Origin of the sequence: Kitasatospora putterlickiae (genome assembly GCF_039527695.1) — a bacterium.
Classification (GTDB): domain Bacteria; phylum Actinomycetota; class Actinomycetes; order Streptomycetales; family Streptomycetaceae; genus Kitasatospora; species Kitasatospora putterlickiae.
In genome coordinates this window covers 23,610-26,443 of record NZ_BAAAKJ010000193.1, presented here as the reverse complement: position 1 = coordinate 26,443, position 2,834 = coordinate 23,610, and the positions used below count along the sequence as shown (strand labels likewise).

General features: G+C 73.7%; 2 protein-coding genes and 1 pseudogene. 1 reads left to right on the top strand and 2 read right to left on the bottom strand.

The window, feature by feature from the left end; genetic code table 11:
- Positions 1-104: 104 nt before the first annotated feature.
- Together ABD308_RS19400 and ABD308_RS19395 are read right to left on the bottom strand one after the other, a co-directional pair.
- The gene (locus ABD308_RS19400; RefSeq protein WP_344336244.1) at positions 105-923 is read right to left on the bottom strand and encodes an SDR family NAD(P)-dependent oxidoreductase; all 819 of its coding nucleotides are present in this window, start codon (positions 921-923) and stop codon (positions 105-107) included.
- Positions 924-948: 25 nt separating this feature from the next.
- Positions 949-1,662: an AfsA-related hotdog domain-containing protein gene (locus ABD308_RS19395; protein ID WP_344336238.1), complete on the bottom strand. Its 714-nt coding sequence runs from the start codon at positions 1,660-1,662 to the stop codon at positions 949-951.
- A 306-nt stretch (positions 1,663-1,968) separates the two neighbouring features.
- On the opposite strand from ABD308_RS19395, the pseudogene ABD308_RS19390 reads away from it, so the two are divergent.
- Positions 1,969-2,834: pseudogene (locus ABD308_RS19390) on the top strand (hypothetical protein); the annotation flags it as partial.

Below are 2,834 nucleotides of genomic sequence, written 5' to 3'. Positions count from 1 at the left end.
CTCGTCCTCTCCCCCTCGATGCCCAGGGAGAGGACGGGGGCCGGTCCGACGGCTGCGACGACCGGCCGCGCCCCGCTCCTGGCGACCGACTCCGTCCCCGCCGCTCAGGCCAGGCCGATCCGGCCGGCGGGGACGAGGTCGAGGAGGCCCGGCCCGCCCTCGTACGCGGACAGTCCGCCGTCGACGACGAGCACGTGGCCGGTGACGAACCTGGAGGCGTCGGAGGCCAGGAAGAGGGCCGGACCCGTGACGTCCTCGACCGCGCCCCAGCGGCGTGCCGGAACACTGTGGACGAGGGAGTCGGCGAGGCCCTCCACGGCCGCGAACGGCCCGGTGAGGTCCGTGGTGACCCAGCCGGGGGCGAGGGCGTTGACCCGGACCCCGCCCGCGGCCCACTCGGTCGCCAGGGTCCGGGTGAGCGAGATCATGGCGGCCTTCGACACCGCGTAGTGCGAGATCATCGGCACACCGTTGGTCCCGGCGACGGAGGCCATGTTGACGACCGAACCGCTGCCCTGCGCGAGCATCACCGGGCCGGCGGCCCGACAGACCTCCGCGGTGGCGTGGAAGTTGAGTCCGAGGGTGTCGCGCCAGTCCTCGCGGGTCAGTTCGAGGAACGGGCCGGCTGCGGCGATGGCGCCGGCGTTGTTCACCACGACGTCCAGGCGGCCCGCCCAGGCGGCGGCGTCGGCGACCACCCGCCCGGCCGCGCCCTCGGCCGCGATGTCGGCTTCCAGGACCAGCGCCTCCCCGCCCCGCCCGGCGATCTCCGCCGCCAGGGAGGCGAGGTCCTTGCCGCTGCGCGCCGTGAGCACGGTGCGGGCTCCCGCGGCGGCGAGGCCGAGCGCGACGGCCCTGCCGATGCCCCGGGACGCCCCGGTCACCAGAGCGACCCTGCCGGCGAGACTGAAGCTGTTCACCATGGTGCTGCCGTCCTTTGCCGTCCTGTCACCGGCCATCGGCCGGCTGCGAATGGGTGGTGGAGCCGTCCGCGGCCTGCCGGCCGAAGACGCCCGCTTCCTGCGAGATCTCGATGTCGGAGAGCCGACGGAGGGAGAAGGCGTTGAGCGCGAAGCTCCCGACGGCCGTGTCCCGCCCGGCCTGGCTCAGCACCACCTCGGCCGCCATCGGCACGCGGTCCGGCGCCGCGCTGCCCGCGACCCGGAGCTCGGCCGCCAACCGGGCGTCGGAGGGAAAGGTGAAGCGGCTGAAGGAGAACCGGCAGCCGTGCATGACACCGATCCACTCGCTGTCCTCCCTCCGCGGGAAGCAGCGGGGCACGGCGGCGGTGAGCAGTTGGATCATCGCCTCGATGATCAGCATGCCCGGGACGTGGCGCTGGCCGATGGTGTGGTCGAGGATCATCTCGGTGCCGTCGGGGACGGCGAGCGCGGCCTCGAAGGCCATGGCCCCGGTCGAGGTCAGGTGGTCCTCGGCATCCGTCCGCGACGGACGGGTGATCAGGACGTTGCGGGGGTCACGCTTGAGGACCCGGTCGGCCTCGACACCCACCTCCGGTTCCCCTTCCAGGAGCACCGCCCGCGCCAGCGGCGACCGCGCGAGCCTGACCGCGAGATCCGCCCAGTCCTGCGGCGAGACCCCGAAGCCGGGCCGCAGCCGCGCCGGGGCGGGCTCGGCGGCGAAGAGCTGCTCCACGGTCACCGTCGCGGAGTCCGAGCGCGAGTCGGCGAAAGCCGGCCCGACGACCCACCGCACGGGCGGTGGCGTCCGGTGCTCCGCCGGACCCGATGGCCGATCACCCACCTGTCAGCCTCCTGACGCGTAGAAGTGGACCCGTCGCGGGCTCGCTGTCGCCACGGCGGTGCGGGACCTCCATGCTCGGACCTCCGGCGCACCCGACGCCATCGCCTCAACTGGCTAGCCCCATCGGGCGGGTGGCGTTCGCGCGTGGAGCGGCGCGACACTCGAAGGACTCACCCGACCCCGGCCACCGGCCCAGGAGACGACGTGCCATCAGTGATCGGCCCGCTTCGCGACATGCTCTTCGACGGATACGACCCCGAGCTCAGTGAGGAACTGACCCTCCTGTTCGACGGTCTCGCGCGACGTAACCAGCCCGGCGTTCCCGCGACCGGCCCGGCCCGCCACCGCAAGGTGTACGCGGACCTCCGGTCCGCCGGCGCGGCCCTGGGCCCCGGAAGCGCACTGCTGTCCGACCCCCGCCGCCTGTTCGCCGCCGAGGCGTGGGTGGCGGCCGTCGATCCGACCCTCGCCGTGGCGATGTTCGTCCACTACTGCATGGCCGTCGGCGCCGTCGCACCGCTGCGCGGCACCGGTCGGGCCGTCGTGGACGAGGAACTGGCGAGACTCGACCGGCTGGAGAGCGTCGGCGTCATCCTGATCACCGAGGTCGGACACGGCAGCAGTCACGTCGCGCTGCGCACCGAAGCGGTCTGGGACCGGACGCGGCGATGCTTCTGGCTGAGCACTCCCGACGACTCCGCGCAGAAGTTCATGGCGGCCGTGTCGGCCGAGGGAGTCTCCAAGACGGGGGTGGTGTACGCGCGCGTGTTCGCCGAGGGGACCGACCACGGCGTCATGCCCTTCGTCGTTCCGCTGCGCGACCACACCGGCCCCACGCCCGGCGTCCGGGTCACCGCGCTGCCGGAGGTCCTGGGCGCACCGCTCGACTACTCGCTGGTCTCCTTCGACCGGGTGACGCTTCCGTTCGGCAGCGTCCTGGCCGAGGACGTGTCGGTCGGCCCCGACGGCGCGCTGGTCGATCCGCTGGGAGACGCCCAGGAGCGGCTGGTGCGGTCGATGCACACCGCGCCGGGAGCGTGGACCTCGGCGGCGACCATGGTGGGCGCCGC